Origin of the sequence: Marinifilum flexuosum, from assembly GCF_003610555.1 — a bacterium.
Taxonomy (GTDB): domain Bacteria; phylum Bacteroidota; class Bacteroidia; order Bacteroidales; family Marinifilaceae; genus Marinifilum; species Marinifilum flexuosum.
Map to the genome: position 1 here is coordinate 493,416 of NZ_RAPQ01000010.1, position 21,705 is coordinate 515,120.

General features: G+C 36.2%; 20 protein-coding genes, 2 tRNA genes and 1 rRNA gene. 11 read left to right on the plus strand and 12 right to left on the minus strand.

All coding sequences use genetic code 11. The annotated features are described in order from the left end of the window. Window positions 1–51: 51 nt before the first annotated feature. From BXY64_RS15295 to sufB, 12 genes are all read right to left on the minus strand, one after another. A tRNA-Ala gene (locus tag BXY64_RS15295) sits at window positions 52–125 on the minus strand. A gap of 13 nt (window positions 126–138) precedes the next feature. Beyond that, window positions 139–212, minus strand: a tRNA-Ile gene (locus BXY64_RS15300). A 147-nt stretch (window positions 213–359) separates the two neighbouring features. Then, window positions 360–1,883 (minus strand): 16S ribosomal RNA (locus BXY64_RS15305). A 735-nt stretch (window positions 1,884–2,618) separates the two neighbouring features. After that, window positions 2,619–3,608, minus strand: a complete 990-nt coding sequence (locus BXY64_RS15310; protein WP_120240853.1) for a GSCFA domain-containing protein — start codon at window positions 3,606–3,608, stop codon at window positions 2,619–2,621. Between the two features lie 7 nt (window positions 3,609–3,615). After that, entirely contained in the window at window positions 3,616–4,452 is an 837-nt protein-coding gene (locus tag BXY64_RS15315) for an alpha/beta hydrolase (RefSeq protein ID WP_120240854.1), read from the minus strand. 362 nt (window positions 4,453–4,814) lie between these two features. Beyond that, the gene (queG, locus tag BXY64_RS15320; protein ID WP_120240855.1) at window positions 4,815–5,750 is read right to left on the minus strand and encodes a tRNA epoxyqueuosine(34) reductase QueG; all 936 of its coding nucleotides are present in this window, start codon (window positions 5,748–5,750) and stop codon (window positions 4,815–4,817) included. A gap of 105 nt (window positions 5,751–5,855) precedes the next feature. Beyond that, window positions 5,856–6,167, minus strand: coding sequence for a metal-sulfur cluster assembly factor (locus tag BXY64_RS15325; RefSeq protein WP_120240856.1), 312 nt, complete (start codon window positions 6,165–6,167; stop codon window positions 5,856–5,858). Between the two features lie 8 nt (window positions 6,168–6,175). Next, window positions 6,176–6,595, minus strand: a complete 420-nt coding sequence (locus tag BXY64_RS15330) for a SufE family protein (protein ID WP_120240857.1) — start codon at window positions 6,593–6,595, stop codon at window positions 6,176–6,178. Between the two features lie 59 nt (window positions 6,596–6,654). Next, on the minus strand, window positions 6,655–7,878 hold the full coding sequence (locus BXY64_RS15335) for a cysteine desulfurase (protein ID WP_211334511.1): 1,224 nt from the start codon (window positions 7,876–7,878) through the stop codon (window positions 6,655–6,657). A gap of 61 nt (window positions 7,879–7,939) precedes the next feature. Further along, a complete protein-coding gene (sufD, locus tag BXY64_RS15340) occupies window positions 7,940–9,301 on the minus strand; it encodes a Fe-S cluster assembly protein SufD (protein ID WP_120240858.1) in 1,362 nt (453 codons plus the stop codon). Between the two features lie 74 nt (window positions 9,302–9,375). Beyond that, a complete protein-coding gene (gene sufC, locus BXY64_RS15345) occupies window positions 9,376–10,128 on the minus strand; it encodes a Fe-S cluster assembly ATPase SufC (protein WP_120240859.1) in 753 nt (250 codons plus the stop codon). 111 nt (window positions 10,129–10,239) lie between these two features. Then, on the minus strand, window positions 10,240–11,691 hold the full coding sequence (gene sufB / locus BXY64_RS15350; RefSeq protein WP_120240860.1) for a Fe-S cluster assembly protein SufB: 1,452 nt from the start codon (window positions 11,689–11,691) through the stop codon (window positions 10,240–10,242). Between the two features lie 709 nt (window positions 11,692–12,400). Here sufB and BXY64_RS15355 point away from each other — a divergent pair. From BXY64_RS15355 to thiL, 11 genes are all read left to right on the plus strand, one after another. Further along, window positions 12,401–12,604, plus strand: a complete 204-nt coding sequence (locus BXY64_RS15355; protein WP_170150680.1) for an HTH domain-containing protein — start codon at window positions 12,401–12,403, stop codon at window positions 12,602–12,604. Between the two features lie 147 nt (window positions 12,605–12,751). Continuing rightward, entirely contained in the window at window positions 12,752–13,231 is a 480-nt protein-coding gene (locus BXY64_RS15360) for a hypothetical protein (RefSeq protein ID WP_120240862.1), read from the plus strand. 59 nt (window positions 13,232–13,290) lie between these two features. Continuing rightward, window positions 13,291–14,343: a carboxypeptidase-like regulatory domain-containing protein gene (locus tag BXY64_RS15365; RefSeq protein WP_120240863.1), complete on the plus strand. Its 1,053-nt coding sequence runs from the start codon at window positions 13,291–13,293 to the stop codon at window positions 14,341–14,343. Window positions 14,344–14,382: 39 nt separating this feature from the next. Beyond that, window positions 14,383–14,592 (plus strand): HTH domain-containing protein, encoded by a 210-nt coding sequence (locus BXY64_RS15370; RefSeq protein WP_120240864.1) that lies wholly within the window; start codon window positions 14,383–14,385, stop codon window positions 14,590–14,592. 116 nt (window positions 14,593–14,708) lie between these two features. Beyond that, window positions 14,709–15,206 (plus strand): hypothetical protein, encoded by a 498-nt coding sequence (locus BXY64_RS15375; RefSeq protein ID WP_120240865.1) that lies wholly within the window; start codon window positions 14,709–14,711, stop codon window positions 15,204–15,206. A gap of 510 nt (window positions 15,207–15,716) precedes the next feature. After that, the gene (locus tag BXY64_RS15380) at window positions 15,717–17,108 is read left to right on the plus strand and encodes a carboxypeptidase-like regulatory domain-containing protein (RefSeq protein ID WP_120240866.1); all 1,392 of its coding nucleotides are present in this window, start codon (window positions 15,717–15,719) and stop codon (window positions 17,106–17,108) included. Window positions 17,109–17,118: 10 nt separating this feature from the next. Then, the gene (locus BXY64_RS15385; RefSeq protein ID WP_120240867.1) at window positions 17,119–18,552 is read left to right on the plus strand and encodes a carboxypeptidase-like regulatory domain-containing protein; all 1,434 of its coding nucleotides are present in this window, start codon (window positions 17,119–17,121) and stop codon (window positions 18,550–18,552) included. A gap of 4 nt (window positions 18,553–18,556) precedes the next feature. Continuing rightward, the gene (locus BXY64_RS15390; RefSeq protein WP_120240868.1) at window positions 18,557–19,336 is read left to right on the plus strand and encodes a hypothetical protein; all 780 of its coding nucleotides are present in this window, start codon (window positions 18,557–18,559) and stop codon (window positions 19,334–19,336) included. A 12-nt stretch (window positions 19,337–19,348) separates the two neighbouring features. Continuing rightward, window positions 19,349–19,888 carry a TlpA family protein disulfide reductase gene (locus BXY64_RS15395; RefSeq protein WP_120240869.1) on the plus strand — a complete coding sequence of 180 codons (540 nt, stop codon included), beginning with the start codon at window positions 19,349–19,351 and terminating at the stop codon, window positions 19,886–19,888. Window positions 19,889–19,979: 91 nt separating this feature from the next. Beyond that, window positions 19,980–20,354, plus strand: a complete 375-nt coding sequence (locus BXY64_RS15400; protein ID WP_120240870.1) for a hypothetical protein — start codon at window positions 19,980–19,982, stop codon at window positions 20,352–20,354. 203 nt (window positions 20,355–20,557) lie between these two features. Next, window positions 20,558–21,607 carry a thiamine-phosphate kinase gene (gene thiL / locus BXY64_RS15405; protein ID WP_120240871.1) on the plus strand — a complete coding sequence of 350 codons (1,050 nt, stop codon included), beginning with the start codon at window positions 20,558–20,560 and terminating at the stop codon, window positions 21,605–21,607. Window positions 21,608–21,705 lie beyond the last annotated feature (98 nt).

The following is a 21,705-nucleotide window of genomic DNA, read 5'->3' on the forward strand; positions in this document are numbered from 1 at the left end:
ACTTTACTACTTTCAACATGTCAAAGAACTTTAATACACCATCGTATTATGTGGAGAATATCGGAGTCGAACCGATGACCTCTTGCGTGCAAGGCAAGCGCTCTAGCCAGCTGAGCTAATCCCCCATAAGCATTATTGTAGTCCTGCGCAGATTTGAACTGCGGACCCCTACATTATCAGTGTAGTGCTCTAACCAACTGAGCTACAGGACTAAATTAATAATCCATATGCTAGCGGTCTTAAACACCCTAACGCTATGGGTTATGGTATATTAAATGAAAACAAGTAAAAAGTTAGGCAAAACAGTAATGAAACCTGTCTGTTACCATAAACCTATTGTCGATATTCTAAATCTCTAGAAAGGAGGTGTTCCAGCCACACCTTCCGGTACGGCTACCTTGTTACGACTTAGCCCCAGTTACCAATTTTACCCTAGGTCGCTCCTTGCGGTTACGAACTTCAGGTCCCCTCGGCTTCCATGGCTTGACGGGCGGTGTGTACAAGGCCCGGGAACGTATTCACCGTATCATTGCTGATATACGATTACTAGCGAATCCAACTTCACGGAGTCGAGTTGCAGACTCCGATCCGAACTGAGACTAGCTTTTGAGATTAGCATCCTGTCACCAGGTAGCTGCCCTTTGTACTAGCCATTGTAACACGTGTGTAGCCCTGGACGTAAGGGCCGTGCTGATTTGACGTCATCCCCACCTTCCTCTCACCTTACGGTGGCAGTCTCGCTAGAGTCCTCAGCATTACCTGCTAGCAACTAACGATAGGGGTTGCGCTCGTTATGGGACTTAACCCGACACCTCACGGCACGAGCTGACGACAACCATGCAGCACCTTGTAATTTGCTCCGAAGAGAAGATCCGTTTCCAGATCGGTCAAACTGCATTTAAGCCCAGGTAAGGTTCCTCGCGTATCATCGAATTAAACCACATGTTCCTCCGCTTGTGCGGGCCCCCGTCAATTCCTTTGAGTTTCATTGTTGCCAACGTACTCCCCAGGTGGATTACTTAATGCTTTCGCTCAGTCGCGCACTGTGTATCGCGCACAACGAGTAATCATCGTTTACGGCGTGGACTACCAGGGTATCTAATCCTGTTCGCTCCCCACGCTTTCGTCCATCAGCGTCAATAGTAGCTTAGTGAGCTGCCTTCGCAATCGGTGTTCTACGTTATATCTATGCATTTCACCGCTACATAACGTATTCCGCCCACCTCAACTAAATTCAAGACAACCAGTATCAATGGCAGTTTCACAGTTGAGCTGTGAGATTTCACCACTGACTTAATCGCCCGCCTACGGACCCTTTAAACCCAATAAATCCGGATAACGCTCGAATCCTCCGTATTACCGCGGCTGCTGGCACGGAGTTAGCCGATCCTTATTCATACGGTACCTTCAGTTCCCTACACGTAGAGAAGTTTATTCCCGTAAAAAAGCAGTTTACAACCCATAGGGCCGTCATCCTGCACGCGACATGGCTGGTTCAGGCTTTCGCCCATTGACCAATATTCCTCACTGCTGCCTCCCGTAGGAGTCTGGTCCGTGTCTCAGTACCAGTGTGGGGGACTATCCTCTCAGACCCCCTAAGCATCATCGTCTTGGTGAGCCGTTACCTCACCAACTAACTAATGCTACGCATGCCCATCTTGTACCCCCAAAGGTTTAAATCATCTCCCATGCGAAAAATGATTGTTATGCGGTATTAATCCGGATTTCTCCGGGCTATCCCCCTGTACAAGGCAGGTTGCATACGCGTTACTCACCCGTGCGCCGGTCGTCGCCTGGTGCAAGCACCATCGTTACCCCTCGACTTGCATGTGTTAGGCCTGTCGCTAGCGTTCATCCTGAGCCAGGATCAAACTCTTCGTTGTATAAAAGTTTTTATAAATTCTGTCTCATTCAGATTATCAAAGTTTAATGGTAATTTTTAATTGACAAGGTTTTATTCTTGTATTTACCTAACTTCTTGTTTTCAATATTTTCAAAGAACGTATCGTTCTGTTTTTCCTTAGTTATTCACCCGAAAAAATCAGGCGGAAAAGCGAGTGCAAAGATAAATAAAACTACATCCAAATTCCAAATAAAATTTGAAATATTTTTGAAGTTTTTTTTCAAGTCGTGATTTCCATCAAATCATCAACTACACTCCCAAAACTCTTTCTAACTCCTCCCGTTGAAGAAGCGGCTGCAAAGATAAACACTTTTTATTTAATTTTGCAAATCATTTTTAAAACTTTTTTAAGATTTAAATCCTTTCGAAAGCCTCATAGATACTAGTGCTCCAAAGAATCGCTATCCCTGTCAAAAGCGGCTGCAAAGATAAATAAATTACTTCTACAATTCCAAATGCTTTTGAAAAAAAATTAAAAAATTTCAAAACGAAAAAACATCATGCAAAATCGTGGCAAAACCACCCCTCTCCATCATGTCTTCCCTATCGCCATACCGTTGTAAAGCGGGTGCAAAGATAACGCATACTTTCCCAGATTTCCAAATCAAAACCTCAGGTTTTTTTACAAAAAGAAATAGCTGCCTGAAAATCAGTAGCTATTTTTTTATGTGGAAAGGGGAAAACAAATTACAAAATTTAGATGAGAAAGTCCAACTTAATTTTGAAGATTTTTTCGGATCACCTTTCTTTCCAAATCAAAGGACAGGTTTGGCAATTGTTTCTCAAGGATTTCCATCCCGGAAATGGTTTTTTGAATAAACTTTTGATGCGATTCAGAATCTGGATTAAAAGGACGATGTTCCGCAGCTGAAATCATTTTTCTAATTTTCTTCATGTAATCCACAGTCTCTTTCCCCATGAAAACATCAGAAAATCGTGACCAAATATAATTTACCGAAGTCGAATTCATATGAATCATGTCTTCATGATAAAATCGATAATCTCTCAATTCATCCATCACAATCTCGTAAGAAGGAAAATAGCTTACATGATCGAATAGTTGCACCAGCTGATCAACCGCCAAGAGCAAGGTTGACTTACTTAATTGATTTCCGTGGGCTCCATCTTTCCAGTGCCGAATTGGGCTTACAGTAAAAACAATTTTCAGGTGAGGGTTAAAAAGAGATAAGGATAAAATTAAATCTTTATAAAATCGAACAATTTCATCTACTTCCAGACGATATCGATTAAACGATTTGGCCGACTGCTTATGACAATTGGATACAACTTTACCCGAATCGATTAATTCATAAACCCAAGAAGTACCGAATGTAATGAATAAAACATCGGCGGTAGCCAAATCTAATGAAGCTGATTGCATGGCAGTATTAATACTTTTCAAACATTCTTCGGAAGATGTTGATGAAAAACTTCCATGGTGAGAATAGCTAAAGTATAAATCATTCGCAAAATTCAGATCATCTTCTGTAAACTCCTTATTGTCGATCAACAACTGAATACTATTGCCCACACTAATTGGGTTGTAGATTACTCCAAATGGATTTACAGTTGTGTTGAATTTATTTTGAACCAGTAAATTTCCAACATTTTCAACAAAACACGAACCCAACATTAAAATTTTAGAGTGATAGGAAATTTTAAAATCTGATTCAGGTATTTCTACAATTGTTCTGAATTGATCCATGATATCTTTATTTCTTCAGCAGTTTATATATCCAATCGCAAATGTATTCGAAAACTTCGTTATTAAAAGGTTCATTGTGCAATTCATGATAGCCTTTCTTCCATAATTTAAAGGTACAGTTTTCCTGATTTTTATCTGCAAAAATTTTGCTTGCCTTAGAGTTGGTAATTTCATCTTCATCGCCATGAATTAACAACAATGGCTTATTAATATTTTCAACGGAATTGTATACAAAATAGCCAGCATCATACGCTTCCACAAACAAACGAAAGGATACCCAATGATGAACCAACTCATCTTCATCGTATTGGCGACAAACCTCTGGATTGTGAGAAAGCAAGTTTGAATCAAATTTTGTCTTGATACTGAATTTCGGAATCAAGCGATTCAAAAATCTCAACAATGGAATCACTATTTTGGGTGGAGAAGCTTGAGAAATGATCCAGGGTGAAGTGGAAATAACACCCACATATTTGTTATTTCTTTTTAGCAGATGATTCAACACCTCACCTCCTCCCATACTATGTCCATATAATATCAATGGTAGATTTGGATATTTCTTCTCTGCTGTATTTAAAACCAAGTCGATATCATTCATAAAATCGTCATAGGATGAAATTACTCCTCTTTTCCCTTCTGATAATCCATGACCTCTTTGATCGTAAGTAAATACGGCAATTCTCTTACTCACAAACTTTTCTGCCCAATGCTGATACCTGGTACTATGTTCTCCAATACCATGCACCAAAACAATTACAGCTTTTGTATCCTCATTGGGGAGGAACTCCTGTGCAAAAAGTTGAGTATTATCGAAAGCTTGTAGCTGATATATATTATGCTGCATTGAGAAACTGTTTTAAATTGACACATAAAAGTAAGAAAAAAACAAATTCAAACCGTTTCTAAGCATATCATACCAATTGGACCATAAGCAGATTTATGAAAATAATGTATAGAAAACACAATAGTCCATAAAGTTTTACGATTATTTGAATCATATAATCGTATCATCCGTACAGATGCATGAAAGTAATTTTCATATAATGATATGAATCGTATAGGAATATAAATATAATGCTTGTATTATAATATGGCCCGTATAGGAGTGTGAAAATAACGTTTATATCATGATGTGCTCCGTACAGAAGCATGAAAATAATGATTATAAAATACCATGCATCAATATTATACCATTACAAAACAAAGTTATTCCCCCTTTAAAAAATCAAGATTTCTCTTTATTCCTTTAAATTTTGTTCTCTTGACCGCTGAATTTCGAAATATTTCTCCGAATTTATGAGCATTCATATCCTGCCAATCTTCTTTTGACATGCTTAGCAAATCAGGATTTGGTTCAAAATCTGTAACACTATGAGGTTTTGACATTCTGTTCCAAGGACAAACATCCTGACAGATATCGCAGCCAAACACTCTGTTTTCAAATTTTCCTTTTGCCTCTTCCGGAATATCTCCTTTTAATTCGATGGTATAATAAGAAATGCATTTGCTTCCATTCACCACGTATGGTTCGGTGATTGCTCCTGTAGGGCAAGATCGAACGCACCGATTGCATCCTCCACAAAAATCTGCATAAGTTGGATTTTCATATTCCAGCTCCATATCCAGCAATAATTCTCCCAAGAAAAGGAAGGAACCCATTTTTCGGTTAATCAGCAATGAATTTTTCCCTATCCAACCCAAGCCGGCTTTTTTGGCCCAGGCATGTTCGAGTACGGGAGCCGAATCAACAAAAGCACGTCCCGAAACCTCTCCGATTTCCGTATTGATGTATTCAAACAACTGATTTAATCTGTCCTTTAGTACAAAATGATAATCTTTACCGTAAGCATATTTTGCAATTACTGGTGCTTCCGGATCTTTTTGTTGCTCTTTCGGGAAATAATTTAAGCCAACTACAACAATAGACTTTGTATTTTCAACTAACAATCGCGGATCCAAACGCTTTTCGACATTGTTGGCCATGTATCCCATTTCGCCATGGTAGCCTTTATCCAACCATGAAAGAAAATTTTCTTTTTCATCCTCCAAAAAATCAGCCTTTACAATCCCACACAAATCCAATCCAAATTCTTTTGCCTTGGATTTTATAAGATTTGATTTTGCTGTAAGAGTTAGATTCAATGGTTTAGATTTGGAGAGACAAAGCAGTACTTTGTCTTTACATTACATTTTAATATATGCATAAATACAAAAAAGGACTGTAGAAACAGTCCTTTTGAAAATATTTTAAAGAAAACCCAGTTCAAGTTTTGCTTCTTCAGTCATCATATCCTTGTCCCACGGTGGATCGAATGTAAGAACAACCGTAACATCATCGATCATTGGTAAGGCTTTAATTTTATCATTCACCTCTTCCAAAATCTGATCAGCCATTGGACAGTTAGGAGCAGTAAGAGTCATCAATACCTTCACCTCATCTTCTTCATAGAAATCAATCTCATAAATTAATCCCAGGTCGTAGATATTTACCGGGATCTCCGGATCGTAAATGGTTTTTAAAACCTCAACGATTATTCCTTCTGTTTCCTTTTTTCCCATCTTGTATTTTATTTTACATGATTGAAAGCAATTCCGTACATCTTAATTTGCTTCACCATTGATACCAAACCATTTGATCTGGTTGGTGAAAGATGCTGTTTCAAACCAATTTCATCAATAAAGTTCAAATCAGCATTCATGATATCCTCAGGAGTTTGGTTATTGAATACACGAATTAACAAAGCTGCAATCCCTTTTACGATAATTGCATCACTATCCGCTTCAAGCTTCACTTTTCCTTCTTCCAAACTTGCATTAAACCAAACTTTCGATTGACAACCTTTAATAAGGTTCTGATCCGTTTGATACTGTTCTTCCAATCCTTGTAAATCGGTTCCCAACTCGATTAGATATGCATATTTGTCCATCCAATCTTCAAATCCTGCAAATTCTTCAATAATTTCTTCCTGAATCTCGTTTATTGTCATCTCTCTAATAATACTTAAGCAAAGAGTTGTTACTTATTCCTCTTTTGATTTTGATGGCACTAATGTACAAACATTTTGCAAACTTTTAGGATACCATTATAAAGGGCGTCGATTTCTTCCTTTGTATTATAAAAAGAAAAGGATGCGCGAACGGTTCCGTCGATTCCAAAGTGTTGCATTATCGGTTCTGTACAATGTGTTCCTGTTCGAACCGCAATTCCCATCTGATCTAAAAGCATTCCCATGTCGTAGAAATGAATTCCATCAACCAGGAAAGAAATTACAGATGTTTTGTGCTCGGCAGTTCCATATATTTTTAAGCCATCGATGCTTGATAACTTTTCGGTAGCATAGGCCAAAAGCTCCTGCTCGTATGCATCAATATTATCAAGACCAATATTTTCTACATATTCAATTGCAGCGCCTAAACCAATTGCATCGATATAATTAGGAGTTCCCGCTTCAAATTTAAATGGCAATTCGTTATAAGTAGTTCCTTCAAATCGAACTTCCTTAATCATTTCACCACCACCTTGCCATGGAGGCATCTCGTTTAGCAAATCTTCTTTACCATACAAAACACCAATACCGGTTGGACCATACAATTTATGACCAGAGAAAACCAGGAAATCAACATCCCATTCCTGAACATCAATTTTTAAGTGCTGTACCGACTGAGCTGCATCTACCAAAACCTTAACTCCTCTGGCATGAGCGATATCGATAATTTTCTGGATTGGATTAATGGTTCCCAATGAATTTGAGATGTGATTTACAGCTACAATCTTTGTTCTATCGGTAATCAAATCATCCAACTGATCGACCAAAAGCTCTCCATTATCATTAAAAGGCAGTACTTTCAGAACTGCTTTTTTCTTTTCGCAAACCAATTGCCAAGGAACAATGTTTGAATGATGCTCCAATTCGGAAACAATCACCTCATCACCTTCACCGATATATCTATCTGCAAAAGAATTGGCAACAAGATTTACCGATTCGGTTGTTCCTCTAGTAAAAATGATTTCGTGAAGATGTTCCGCATTGATAAAGTTTTGTACAATTTTTCTTGCATTCTCATTTCCATCGGTGGATTTGTTACTTAAGTAATGCACTCCACGATGAATATTTGAATTGTACTTGTAATAATACTTCACCATTTCATCAATCACCTGAGTAGGTTTTTGAGTGGTTGCAGCATTGTCGAAGTACACAAGATCTTTGCCATGTACTTTCTCCTGAAGTATTGGAAAATCTTTACGTATTTTATTTATGTCCAGCGTCATTGTATATTATTATATGGTAGAGACGTAGCAATGCTACGTCTTTACTATATCATTAGCTATTTTAGTGATTGCAAGCTATTGCGCAAGTATTACATTTTGAGATTTCGCCACGTAATCTTTTATCAACCAATTCGTCGATTCTTTCTTTCAAAGGCTCAACTCTGATTTTCTCGATAATTTCGTGGGCAAAAGCAAACATCAACATCTGACGAGCTTCTTTCTCATCGATACCTCTTGCACGCAAGTAGAACAAAGCATCCTCATCCATCTGTCCCACTGTTGCTCCGTGACTACATTTCACATCATCAGCATCGATCACCAATTGTGGTTTAGTGTTGATCACCGCATCGTTTGAAAGCAACAAGTTGTTATTCGACTGGTAAGCCTGAGTTTGCTGAGCATCTCTTCTTACGAAAATTCTACCGGCAAAAGCACCAGAAGCCTGATCGTCCATCACACCTTTAAAGTGCTCATTACTCAAACAATTTGGCTTAGCGTGATCAATCGAAGTAAAGTTATCTACATGCTGATCGCGATCCATCAAATACATACCAAAAGTATTGTTCTCGCAATGCTCCTCATCTAAAATTACATGATGATTGTTGCGAATGGTTCCTCCGTATAGAGAAATAGTATTCGACAATACATTTGAATTGCTTTCCTGACGAATATAGGTTGAATTCAAAATCACAGAATTTAAATGCTGATTTTGCAAAGTATACAAATCGAAGATCGCATTTCTTGCAACATTTACCTCTGTAACCGAATTCGTTAAATATTTATGGTGAGTTAAAGTATGATCACAAACAATAATTTTTGCCTGTGCATTTTCTTCAACTACAATTAAGTTTCTTTGCGTAGCCATTAGGTCACGATCCGAACGAAGCAAGTTTACAACCTGAATCGGTTTTTCGATCACAACACCTTTTGGCACATAAATGAAAAAACCATCTTTTGCCAATGAAGTATTTAATGCAACAATACCATCCTCGTCGGTTTTGGCATATTTGCCATAGTGTGCATTAAATATTTCCGGATATTTTTCTGCAGCTTCCTGAACACCACAAACAATTACTCCTTTTGGCAATTCAGTTAACTCTTTATTGTTTCCGTAGTACCAACCATTTGTTAACAATACCATATTGGTATCCAGTTCAGGCACATCACACTGGAAAATCTCATTCAAATCAACATCAACATTCTGATATTTAAGATTTACATTGTATGGATGATCGAAAGCTGGAATCAAGTTGGTATACTTGTAATTCTCGTTGGCACGAGTAGGCACGCCTAATTTTGAGAAATCCTGAAATGCATTCTTGCGAGTTTCGTTCATAACATCTGACGAACCTTCTAACAACAATTCATTTCCTTGATTAAACAAATCAGCGAAATCCTTATTTATTGTATTAATATCGGCCATTTTTTTTAGATATTAGATTTGAGATATGAGAATTGAGACAATTCCCTCTTCTTCTCCGATCTCTTAACTATCAACTATTTTCCGTTCTCTTCTTTAATCCAGTCGTATCCTTTTTCTTCCAGTTCAAGAGCCAACTCTTTACCTGCAGTTTTTACAATACGTCCGTTATACAATACATGAACAACATCAGGTACAATATAATCAAGCAAACGCTGATAGTGAGTAATTACAATTGTTGCATTATCGCGAGTCTTCAATTTGTTCACACCATTTGCAACAACACGTAAAGCATCGATATCCAAACCTGAATCGGTTTCATCCAAAACAGCTAATTTTGGTTCAAGCATTGCCATCTGGAAAATCTCATTCTTCTTTTTCTCTCCTCCTGAGAAACCTTCGTTAACCGAACGGTTCGTCAATTTCGAGTCAATTTCAACCAATGATTTTTTCTCGCGCATTAATTTTAGGAAATCAGAAGCTGACAACGGATCCAATCCTTTGTATTTTCGATGCTCATTAACAGCAGTCTTCATAAAGTTTACAGTAGAAACTCCAGGAATTTCGATTGGATATTGGAATCCTAAGAAAATACCTTCTTTAGCACGATCTTCTGGCTCCATATCTAAAAGGTCTTTTCCTTGGAAAATAACCTCTCCTTCTGTAACATTATACAAATCTCTACCTGCCAATACTGAAGCAAGAGTACTCTTACCAGCACCATTAGGTCCCATAATTGCGTGAACTTCGCCTGGCTTAACATCCAGATTAATTCCTTTAAGGATATCTTTTCCTTCGATGGAAACGTGTAAATTCTTAATGCTTAACATCTCTATATTTAGCTTTTTGCCTACTAAAAGGCCAATTACTACTTCATTAATTTACCAGTTACATATTCACTGGCAGAAAGGCTACTCGCAATAGCAAATAGTCTGTATATATTATCCTACAGAGCCTTCAAGACTGATCTGAAGCAGTTTTTGTGCTTCAACAGCAAACTCCATTGGCATTTTGTTGATTACCTCTTTTGCATATCCGTTTACAATCAAACCAATTGCATCTTCGGTATTGATACCACGTTGGTTACAATAGAAAATCTGGTCTTCACCAATTTTCGAAGTTGTAGCCTCATGCTCAACCTTTGCAGATTGATTACCAATTTCAAGATATGGGAAAGTATGTGCACCACATTTATCGCCCAATAGCAACGAATCGCACTGTGAGAAGTTACGAGCACCTTCACAGTTTTTAGAAACCTTCACCAATCCACGATAAGAGTTGTTACTCTTACCTGCCGAAATCCCTTTCGAGATAATGGTAGACTTGGTGTTGTTACCAATGTGAATCATTTTAGTACCTGTGTCGGCCTGCTGGTGATTATTGGTTACTGCAACCGAATAGAATTCACTTGACGAACCATCTCCCTTAAGGATAGTTGAAGGATATTTCCAGGTTACAGCTGATCCAGTCTCAACCTGAGCCCACATCAGTTTAGAGTTAACCCCTTCGCAAATACCACGCTTGGTTACAAAGTTGTAAATACCACCTTTACCGTTCTTATCACCAGGATACCAGTTCTGAACAGTTGAATACTTCACCTCTGCATTATCTTTCACGATAATTTCAACGATAGCAGCATGCAGCTGATTCTCGTCACGCATAGGAGCAGTACAACCTTCAAGGTAACTTACGTATGATTCCTCTTCACAAACAATCAAAGTTCTCTCGAACTGCCCCGTATTTTCAGCATTGATACGGAAGTAAGTTGACAATTCCATTGGACAACGAACACCCTTAGGAATGTATACAAACGAACCATCGGAGAATACAGCCGAGTTTAAAGCTGCAAAAAAGTTATCCTGAATTGGAACAACGGTTCCCATGTATTCTTGAATCAAGTCTGGATGATCTTGAACAGCTTCGCTAAAAGAACAGAAAATAATTCCTTTTTCCGCCAAAGCTTCTTTAAAGGTTGTTTTCACCGATGAAGAGTCCATTACAACATCCACCGCAACATTGGCAAGTATCTTTTGCTCATCCAAAGGAATACCAAGCTTATCGAAAGTAGCTCTAATTTCCGGATCAACATCGTCCATACTCTCCAATTTTGCTTTTTGCTTAGGAGTAGAATAGTAAATGATATCCTGATAATCGATCTCAGGAATATCCAGATATGCCCACTCTGGCATTTTCATTGTTTTCCAATGACGATATGCTTTCAATCTGAAATCAAGCATGAACTTAGGCTCTTTCTTTTTAGCCGAAATCATGCGAATGACATCCTCATTCAGACCTTTACCGATGTCATCGTTCTCAATGTCGGTTACAAAGCCATATTTGTATTCGCTCTCGGTAACCTCATTCAATATTTTATCTTGTTCTTCTTTCGCCATAATACCAAAATATTAGATCCTGACCGATTTCATTCGCTTACGCGGAATTAGCAGTGGTTACATATCAGTAAGATTCAATTTTCTCCTCGAAGCTATTCTTTGTTAGGTCGTAAAAAAACCTGCAGTTTCTGCAAAGCAAATAAGAATTTGTGATACATCCCCCTCAAGCCCTTCTGAAATCAAGTGCAAATATAAGAAAGTATTTAAATATCTTACTGATATGCTGCAATAAAATACTTCCAAGTCCTTATTAACTGAAACGTAAAAATTTCGGTTTGGATACGTTTGCGAAAGAAAGTTTTGAATCCTTCATAATTCAACCGCATAAGTACTTGAATGGCATTCGTAAAATCTAAACAGTTAAAATCCATTTTTTGTTTATTCCTTGAAGATCATAAAAAGATATATTTTGAAAATTAATGATCGATTTTCAGCAAAGAATACTTAAAATAAACAAACTAAAGCTTAGTAAACATTTTCATCTACTTTATTTAGAATAACAAATACTATTCGTTGAAACTAAAATAAACATCATCCTCAATCCCCACTAAACACTAGTCAAAATATAGTGTTAAAAACAATTCCACAACACTCTTCACATTATAAATTACTATAATTTTCAATTTTTTCTTCATTTATAGGGTTACCTTTTTAACAAAAAAGGAATTAATAAGTACAAATCACAGAAATGCCAATTAATCAAAACCAAATGACACATTTAGAATTATTAGAAAAAACAGAATATCTTAAAGAGCTTATTGAGAAAGGGAACACAGGAACACCAAAAGAGTTAGCCAAAAGATTAAACATTTCAGAGCGGAGCCTTTCCCGTTTAATAAAGAATTTAAAGGAAACTCATTTCTCCATTATTTATTCGCGCACAAAACAATCATACATAACAGAAGAATTCTAAATAAGCTCACCGCCAAAATATGGCGACGAGCTTTCATAAATTAGTCCTCGAGTTATAAACAATGCGCATTCAAAACTCAAGCCCTAAATCTCGTACGAGGAGATAAGGGCAAAATTAATTTTTTTGTCTAATTAAAATTGAAAAATCATGAAAAAAGTTTTATTACTAGCTCTTTCATTTGTATTACTTATCGCATATTCTTGTGACAACGATTCGGAAGAACCAAACACACCTGAAGTAGCATTTATTGATGTACCTATACCTGATAAGTACCTAGCACAAAACTGTGAAGGAGAATGTGAAGTTACTATCATTGACATAGCTGTGCAAAAAGATAACATAGAGGTATTTGGTAAAGCCAGAATCACTACACCTATAGGTAATAATGATAAAATCATTCAATTTGAAGTCAGTGAGAATATCATTAACGATACATCATTGGACCCTAATTTTTGGATTAATATTGATACAAGTCCTCATAGAACGAAAGGAAGTTGCATTGCAGAATGTCAAAAAGAATTTACTAATAAAGACGGAAGCAAGAAAAAAGGCAGAGGATGGTGCAAAGCTGGCTGTTGGGCAGAAACAGCAGCTAAAGTTGCAGCTGTTGTAATAGTGGTCCTTTAAAAATATAATCAATTGGAAGAAGAAGTCAATACTTCTTCTTCCCTTCAAAAGTTAACACAATGAGAGTTTTACTAACCTTATTCTTGATAACATTTAATTTCATTGCAAACTCCCAAACCATACTAGTGCAAGGTATCATAAGCGATGTAAACAACAATCCCATAACCAATGCTCATGTTTATTTAAAAAGCAATCCACAAATTGGCACAATTACCAACTGCGATGGTGTATTCTATTTATCCTGCACACACAAAGCCGATTCAGTTCTTGTAATTTCTCACATAAAATACAAGAGCAAGGAAGCGAGAATCAGCAAAAACAACAGTTTTCAGTTACAATTAAAGGACAATCAAATACAAGAGGTTAAGGTTAGCGCCTTAAGTGCTGAATCTATTCTTCAGCACTTTTATGAAAGACTTAAAGAAAATCATGAAATAGAGCCAGTTCGCTACAAGGTTTTCACCAGAATATTATCTTCCAAAGATTCGGCTCTTTTCATGATCGAAGAATATTATCTCGATTTGTACTCAAACAAATCGCACAATACACTTTTCAATGTCATTAAATGCAGAATTAAGCCCACAAACAAGTACGGCGAAAAAGAATTTAAAAATCACAGGTTGATTGCTCTATCAAAAATGCGCTCGGATAATCTTTTTAAATACAAAGAAGACATTCTGAACAAAAGGAAATTGCAGAATTATAATATTAATTTAAAAGGCTACACGAGCCTTAACAACAGAGACAATTACATTATTAGCTTTTCGAACAAAAACAACAAATACGATAAGGGCACTCTTTTTATCGACACAGAAACCTTTGCTTTAAGCTCTGCAAAATTCAGAGGTAAAAACATTAATTTCTTCCTAAAAAATAGCAAATGGTATATCCGTAATGTAAACACTGACTTTACCAACATAGTGGACGAAAGATCTCATAGAATCAGCCTCTACGAACTACAAGAAAGCAGAGAAAAACTTCCTGAGAAAAAACTATTCATGGTAGAGAAAACCAAGGCTTTTACTGGAGATTTTAATGATAGTTTCTGGGAAAACTTTTCACACATTCCCATTGAAGAGAAATATTTAAAACAGATAAACAATTACAAATAACCCAAACACCATCAAAAACTAAAACACATCACTGCAGGCATGAACTACGAAGAATTTCTGAAACGAATGATTTATTTGAAGGAGTTGATCGAAAAAGAAAGAACTGGCACTCCTGAGGAACTTGCCAACAAATTACACATTTCGAAAAGTTCGGTATATAGATCTATCAATTTATTAAAAAACGTAGGCATTCCTGTAGATTATTCCAGAGCAAAATGCTCCTACTATTTGAAAAGTAAAAAGGATTAAGGATAACTTATTAAGAATTAATACAAACAAGCCCACTCTCAATAGTTGAGAGTGGGCTTGTTTAATTTCCTACCTGAAAAAAATACAATCAAACAACCATTTTAAAATAATCCAAAATGAAAAATAATGACCTTATTCAAGTAGTCTTCACTGAGGAAGAATTAACCGAAACCAACACCCATTTAGACGCTTTGCTGACCTGGGCAAATAAAAATGCACCTGAACTTTCGTTAGAAGACAGAACAAGTTTGGGATCCATAAACGAGGCCAATAAACTTTTGGTAGGTAAAGCTCGCTCCTACATGCATCAGAATCCTGACTTGGTTCCTCGGTTTGTAGAAATGGCTGAGTTTGAAAGAGATTATAAAACCCGAAATGAAATTGAAGAAATTATTCAAAAACTTGAATTAATTCAACGAAGATTGAGCGATACTAAAATTCTTTTGGATAACGACAATTACCACGATACCATGGCATTTTACCGAGCAGTGCGATACCTTGCCGGAGAACAAGAACAAGGTGCAATTCCTATTTATGAAGAACTAAAACAGTTCTTTCCCCATGGCAGAAAGAAAAAAGAAGAAGAAAAAAAAGAGGCTGAAACAAGCAAATAGATAGGTTTATCTAACAATCACCAAAAGCGAAACTCAATTCACATGGGTTTCGCTTTATTTTTGAAGCCTTTTTCCTTCATAGGGATAGCTTGAAGAATGAACAACACTACTCGAAGCTTGATTGTGATACCTCGATGTTTGAAATTCAAGCCTTTTTTTACCGCACACATACCTTTAAGGTTGATTTTGAAACTTCGAACCAGCTTAATGATACCTCGAAGTATACTCCATAAGCATCGAGGCTATCATTTTATACTTCGAGGCATTAAAATCGAGTCTAAACCCACCTCCTCTTTCAAAAAAGGCATGATTTTGATTCTTCACCCTCTAACATTTATAAAAATACCCCTGCCAATTTCAAAAAATTATAGTTCAACAAGCCAGAATAAACTAAAAAAATAGTTATTTTATCATTATTTAACACTTTTCACATGCATTGTTCATTATAAATTTCATATATTCATATCCTTATTATTATATGGTTAATCAAATCACAAAAGTATTTACCAAATGAACAAGCCAATTTACATTGCATTTATGCTATTGTTACTACTAAGTAGTACCGCCAAATCTCAATTTCAGATCAACTCTAAAGTTGTTGATAAAGAAAGTGGGAAAGCCATTCCTTTTGCAGGCATATCCATTGCCAATACCACAAAAGGAACCATTAGCAATCAGGAGGGAGATTTTCAACTCTACATTCCATTAGTAGGGACAAACACCAAGATTCTGATCAGTAGCTTGGGATACAAAACCACCTCTATTCATCCTAAAAAAGCTGGAGAAATTATTGAACTAACACCAGTTTCCTACGGCCTATCGGAGGTGAAAATATCTGCTAGCAAACTGCTGAATGATCCGAAAAAAATCTTAAAAGAATGCATGAAAGCTGCACCTGGTTTTAGACCCAATCAGCCCTACATCAACAAAGGTTTCATGCGACAAACCCACCTCTTAAACAAGAAGTATGTAAAATTAACTGAAGCCGCCTTATTCACTTACTCTACACCCAATGAACCCAAGCCTAAAGTGCATATTATAGAGAAAAGAAACACCTACGACAACCGAGAAATTGATGCCAAAGAGTTAGGGTTCTTTAAGAAATGGGAAAGTACGAGGTACAACAAAGCCAAGCGAGAAGCCGAGAATTACAATCCTGGCAAAGAAGAGCTATTGAAATTAATTCGCGATACAGATGAAAAAAGAAACTCGGTACGAAAAATAATACGATTGGAGACAGCCTATCAAGCTAAAATAAAGGGTTTATGGCATAACTTAAATGATATATACAGCGATAAGGACACTCAATTAAAGCTTGACACCATTATGGAAAAAGATGGTGAAGCGATCTACAAAATAAAAATACTTCCTACTTCTAAGGAATTAAAAAGCAGTCCTTTTATTCGAATCGGATACCTTCTTATTTCAGCCCAAGATTTTGCTTTGTATGAGCTTAAATATGCGATGACTCAAAACCCAAAAGTTGCCAATGCCCGACAAATGGCCGCTGCAAACCTTATTAAATCCGATTTTACATTAAAGTATAAACGTTATAAAAACAAACTTTATCCTTCCTACTATAATTCGAAGAGTTTCGATATGACAGGAATGACGAACATTAAAACTCACATAGAACAAACAAAATTTCCACGCATCTGCAGAGAGTTTTTATTTACTGAAATCATTGATGATGCAAAAGAAGTAAAGCAAAACATACCACAAAAATGGAACGACAAGCTTTATGAAGCAAGCGAGTATCATCCTGAATTTTGGGAGAATTACACCATACTACTTGAAACCAAAGATGAAGCAAAGCTTCGCAAAGATTTAGAAAGTGAGGTAAGCCTAAAAGAGCAATATCAGCATGCTACCGATAGTATTCGGATTAATCAAATCAATTAAATGCTAACCTATGAAACCAATTGTTATTAAACTATTTTGCGCATTACTTCTTGCGCCATTTTCAGCATTCAGTCAAAACAAACTAAAAGCAAACATCTCCAACGGAGAACAAAAAGCCATTGCCTATGCCAGTGTAGCCTTAAAGGGCACAAGCTTGGGAACCATAAGCAATCTCAACGGAAATTTTGAATTGGCCTTGCCTTCAGACCATACAAAACAGCAAATTGTTATTTCCTGTATTGGCTACAAGAGCCAGGCATTTTCTGTTGATTCTCTTTTGCAAATTCAGAAGAAAGAAGGCATTCCTAAGCTTTATTTGAACAAGCATTCCTATCAACTACAGGAGATCACTGTTGGCAAGCAAGAGATATTAAAAGATGCCCAACAAATTTTCACCAATGCCATTAATGAGCTGCCGAAGCTTTTAGATGATCAGCCCCATATTGGCAAATATTATTTTCGTCAATCTCATGGCAACAAAAACAGCATAAATCGATTAATTGAAGCTGCTGTTAGTATATACGATCCGGGAATATCACACAAAATTGAAGAGTGTAAATTCAATATTGATGAATTGCAATCGAGTTTAGACAATAGAGATATTGACTTCAAATCATTACTGCGCGTTTACAAATACATGGCAAAGAAAAAAGACGTTCCTAAGGATAGCCTGCTTCTAAACTCCACCAATCACAATGCCCCTATAGTTAAAGAACGCCTTACAAACAACTTAGACAACAGCAAAGCCTCTTTCTCAAAATTCTTCACTGCTACCAATATGATTCGGGCTGCACAAAAAGAAAGACGAAAAAACTCAAAACCAGTCAATCCATGGTTTGTAAATGGTGGTCCTCTATTAAGCAAAACCTTTATGAAGAAACACAGGTTTAAATTGGATACCATTATACAGTACAATGGTGAAGCCACCTACAAAGTAAAGATTCTCCCAAATAAGAACTATAAGGGGTTAGAATGTCAAGAACGTAAATTCATGCCAATAGGAATTGCCTATATCAGATTGAAAGATTTTGCATTTTTTAGGCTTGATTATGGTTTCATTACCAATCCTAAATACAAGGGTTATAAATTCAGAGGTGAGCGACATGGAACATTTAAGGGCAATTACAAGTATCACTACCTGTTTAAAATTAGGTTTAAAGAATACAATAGCAAATTCTATCTTAACTACTTATACTCCATACGAGGTGATTATAACGATGATTTATCTGGAAGTCATAAAGTGATTCAGGAAATGGTAAATATTGAAATCATAAATGATCAGGATATCGTAAATCAACAGTTCAAACAACTCAACTGGAAAGGAGATCATTACAAAAAACTTCCCTACCATAAAGAATTTTGGGACAATTACACCATTATGCTGCCTACCACAGAACAAGAAAACTTAAAGAAAAACCTGGAACAAGAACTTTTAAAGAAATAAAGCCATGCAAAAAATACTATCCTCACTACTAAAAATAAAGAATCTATACCTATTTATAGCGCTACTACTATTTGGCATTTTCTCTGATTTTATTATGTCTGACTACATAAACACTAATCAGGTTAATGACAGATATTACTCAAAAAACCAAGCACAACAAGAAGCTGAAGTTTACAATGAACATGATGACTTAATGGCTGATTTTAAAGATGATTTAGCTGAAATTGCTTTAGAAGAAGTAAAAGATGAAGATGCTAAATCGGAATATTTAGGTGATGCATTATACTTTTTTACCGATAGCATTACTCGCATTATAGTCTATTGCCTACTCTTGGCATCCTTTATTTTTCTTACATTCCATGTAACCTCTATTTATTCACAAATAAAATATGGCCTAATTCTAAAAGCAACACTAATCGCCTATTTTATTATTCCTCTAAAAAATATAATGGCATCCATATGGTTTGGATTGATACAAACCGAATATGAAAAAGATAATTTATATCAGTTTTACAATTATATCAATCCATCTATTCAAACCTTTTTGACAACTCCTGAAAAGTACAATTGGTATAACTCCATTTTTAGCAATATTGATATACAATTACTACTAATGCTTGGTTTAATTCCATTTCTTATTAAGAGCTCTGAAAAGTTTACTTTTAAGGCAATATCAAAAATGACACTTGCGCCTATCCTTTTCACTATAATTATATGGCCTTTTGTTGCTGATATTATCTTCGTAATCAATCTATCTCTTCCTGAAATTGACCTTTCTTTTTAAAACAACAAAGCCATGAATAGAAAATTATCAGCAGTTTTTATCATTGTAATCCTAAGTATTACAAGCGTAATTATTATCAAAAAACGAAATGATCAAGAAGAAAAACGATTAAAGCAAGAGGCAAAAACAGAACTTACCTCTTTGCCTAAATTTAATTTTCAGGACATACTAGGAAAGTCATTCACTCATGCGAACTTAGCAAAAGATAAACCCATTGTGGTGGTTCACTTTGGTAACTTCTGCCCCTATTGTCATGAGGAAGCTAAAATCATGAGTCATTATTCTGAGGAGTACAAAGATTTCCAACTCTTGTATGTAACCAAAGATGAAATGGATAATATTAACATCTTTATGAACAAACACAAGCTAAGAGATAAATTGAACCTTACTATTTTGAGATATGAGAACAATGAATTCGAAGAAGCCTTTGGCTCCAGATCACTTCCTTGCGTTTTCATTTTCGACAAGCATCAAAAATTCGTACAACATTTTGATGGGGCAGTTACGGCACGTACTTTAATTAAGTATACGCGTGCTGCTAATCTCAAATAATAAAAATTGTTCATACTATTCAATTCATCCAGGTCTGGCAGGATTAATAAAACTGTGAGGTCTGAACAAAACTCAATTTATTTATAAAATCATGAAAAAAATCATCCTATTTTTATTATTATCAACACCCATTTTATGTAAGTCACAAAATTTACCGAAAGACCGTTTATCTAAGGTCAATGTAAGTAAATATGAACGAAAGAACTTGCACAAAGAAGTAAAGACATTACAGCAATTAATTTTCAACATTACCGCAAGCTTTCAGATGTTTGCTCGCGATTCAACATCGAATATAATATACAAGCCTATCGTGATCATAGATAGTAAACCTTACAATGATGATAATTATCCTAATATTGCCTTTAATGACATCAAGCACTTTGAAATAATAAAGAGCTATGATGGAGGATATTTCATAAACGGTAAGCATGCCAACATTTCAATCATTATTCAAACTAAAGACTAATACATATCCACCTAATAGGTTTCAAAAACCAATCAGGTCTGATCTAATATTTTTTCTACCTTTGCAAGCAAATTCTAAATTTAGAAATCAGCATATCATACCGATTATTAAATGAATACAGACTTAAGTTTATTTCATTCCTTTAGGCTTATCATTTATATATCGGCATGCTATCGCAATAAATTTACCTTACAGGCAATATCATGCAGGAAAACAAAGCACAAGGAACCGATATCTCAACATTGGGAGAGTTTGGTTTGATCAAGCAATTGACAAAGGGCATCGAGATAAAAAACAGCAGTACAAAAGTAGGTGTTGGCGACGATGCTGCAGTACTAGACTATCAGAACAAAAAGACAGTGGTTACTACCGATTTGTTGGTGGAGGGAATCCATTTCGATTTAATGTACACTCCTTTAAAACATTTGGGATACAAAGCTATTGCTGTAAATGTATCGGATGTTTATGCCATGAATGCTTGCCCGAAACAGGTTACTGTTTCCATTGCCATTTCGAAACGCTTTACCGTTGAAGCCATCGAGGAAATTTACGATGGCATTCGTTTGGCCTGCGAAAATTACAATGTCGATTTGGTTGGTGGTGATACTACATCCTCTTTAACTGGTTTGTGTATTTCGGTAACTGCCATTGGCGAGGCTGAAGAAAATGAATTGGCTTACCGAAGTGGTGCTAAAGCAAACGATCTAATCTGCGTAAGCGGAAATTTAGGTGCTGCCTATGCTGGCCTGCAATTGTTGGAGCGCGAAAAAGCAATTTTCGCAAACAATCCAAACATGCAACCTGATTTATCGGGACACGATTACATTTTGGAACGTCAGCTAAAACCTGAGGCCAGAAAAGACATCTACGAAAGATTGAAAGAAGCTCAAATTGTTCCAACTTCAATGATTGATATTTCTGATGGATTGTCATCGGAATTGATGCACATTTGTGAGGAATCGAAAGTAGGTTGCCAGATTTACGAAGAGAAAATTCCTGTAGATTACGAAACTCATAAAATGGCCGAAGAGCTAAACATGAACTACAGTACCTTTTCTCTAAATGGTGGTGAGGATTACGAGCTGCTATTTACAGTTCCATTGGATAAATTTGATGATGTAGAGAAAATTGAAGATGTAAAAGTGATTGGTCACATTACTGAAGCATCGAAAGGCATTTATCTAATAACTCGCGATAATACCGAGATTGCCTTACAAGCTCAAGGGTGGAATCCTTTGAAGGAAGAAAAGTAAATCACCTTAACCTTTTTCTGAAAGATATTTTGAGTTCACAACTCAAATCAACCCGAGGAATTTCCTCGGGTTTTCTTTTATCCAAGATAATAATTTTA